This is a genomic window from Candidatus Viridilinea mediisalina (assembly GCF_002532535.1).
GTDB lineage: Bacteria > Chloroflexota > Chloroflexia > Chloroflexales > Chloroflexaceae > Viridilinea > Viridilinea mediisalina.
Map to the genome: position 1 here is coordinate 1 of NZ_NQWI01000263.1, position 1,852 is coordinate 1,852.

At 69.4% G+C, this 1,852-nt stretch carries 1 protein-coding gene; it reads left to right on the plus strand.

Going from position 1 to position 1,852, the window contains the following annotated elements; all coding sequences use genetic code 11:
* Positions 1–35 precede the first annotated feature (35 nt).
* Positions 36–1,852: CHAT domain-containing protein (locus CJ255_RS21860; protein WP_165774888.1), on the plus strand; the 1,817-nt coding region annotated here is incomplete at its 3' end.

Consider the following 1,852-nt stretch of genomic DNA (forward strand, 5'->3'; position numbering starts at 1 on the left):
CCTGCCCAATGCTGGGCCGCCAGCGGGCGACCGGTTTGCTGTACGATCCAATGGATGCGACGCTGCGTGAGGATCTCACCTGGTACCTTGAGCAGTCGTGGCGCTGGCCGTTTGGTGCGTTTGCTGCGCGGGCACAGCAGCTTGAGGCGCGGATGGAGCAGGTAGGCCGCGCTTTCTTTGCGGCGCTCTTTGAAACGGCTGCGGGGCAGCAGATCTTTCAGCCCTGGAATTTGCAGCCCGACTACGCGAAGCAGCTTAGCCTCGAACTCGATCTGACGGCGGAGCAGTTGGCGGGGGAGGCACCGACCGACCGGCGCCTCTTTGCGGCGCTCAGTCTGCCGTGGGAGTTGTTGCACGATGGGCGCGGCTTCCTGACGCTGCGCCCGCACCAGCCGGTGAGTATCGTGCGCCGTCTGCCGGAGCCCAATGTGCATGCGCTGCTGCAACCCTTTACGCCGCCGCTGCGTGTGCTGCTGGTGACGGCGCGGCCCGACGAGACGGGCTTCATCGATCCGCGGGGCATCGCCCGCCCGCTCTTCGCCGCCGTGGAGGAGGCGCTGGCTGAGGGCCAGTTGCAGGTGGAGTTCCTGCGCCCGCCGACGCTGCCCGCGCTGGTGGCGCGGCTCAATGATCCGCAGCAGCCGCCCATTCACATCCTGCACTTCGACGGCCACGGCACCTTTGTGCAGCAGGGCCAACCACTCTTCGCCCAGGATGGCGTGCGCTTCGCCCTTGCGGGCCAGGGGGCGCTCGCCTTTGAGCACGAGAATGGCCAAACCCACCTCGTCGCCGCCAGCGACCTCGCCGCCGCACTGGGGCAGAGTGGCATCAAGCTGGCGCTGCTCACCGCCTGCCAGAGCGCGACGACTGCCGAGGACGATGCCTTCAGCAGCGTGGCGGGCCAGTTGATCAGGGGCGGCCTCGACGCGGTGATCGCCATGCCCGCCAGCCTACTCGTCGCCACCGCGACCAAACTGGTGCAACGCTTCTACGCCAGCCTCGCCCAAGGCACCCCCGTGCCGTTGGCGCTGCAACAGGCGCGCCAGGAACTCCACGCCGACCCGCGCCGCCACCTCTTGCAGCGCCAGCGCGACCAACCCGGCGCGCCGATTACGCTGCGCGACTGGTGGCTGCCCCACTACTACATGCAGCGGGCGCTCGACTTTCAGCCGCAAGCGGGGGCCGCGCCCGTCGCCGCGCCCGTCGCCGCACCGCAACTCAGCAACTTCCCCGCACCGCCGCGCTACGGCTTCGGCGGACGGGCACGCGAACTGCACCAGATCGAACGCGCCCTCCAGCGCGGCCAAGCGGTGCTGATCCACGGCTTTGGCGGCCAGGGCAAAACCAGCCTCGCCTGCGAAGCGGCCACCTGGCTCACCGCCACCGGCATGTTTAGTGGCGCATGCTTCATCAGCGCCGAAGCGAGCAGCGGCGGCGCCACCTGGCTGCTTGCCAGCCTCGCCCGCCACCTCGGCTGCGCCGACGGCCACTTCCACCCCGACAACCACCCCGCCGCCCTCGCCCACCTCCGCCCCCACCTGCGCCAACAGCGCACCCTGATCGTGCTTGACAACCTGGAGAGCTGGCTGCCCGAAGGCGACCCCGCAAACGAAGAACTTCGCGCCTTTGCGCCTTTGCGTCAAGCACCCGCCCAACACGAAGAGCCCCCCTCGGCAAACGAAGAACTTCGCGCCTTTGCGCCTTTGCGTCAACAATCCAACCAACACGAAGAGCCGCTTCCCCTCCCCCCCGCCGCCCTCAGCGCCCTCTGGGAGCTCCTCGACGGGCTGCGGGCCGCTGGCGCGGGCCTGCTGCTCACCAGCCGCGAGCCGTCGCTGCCCGACCCGCGCTT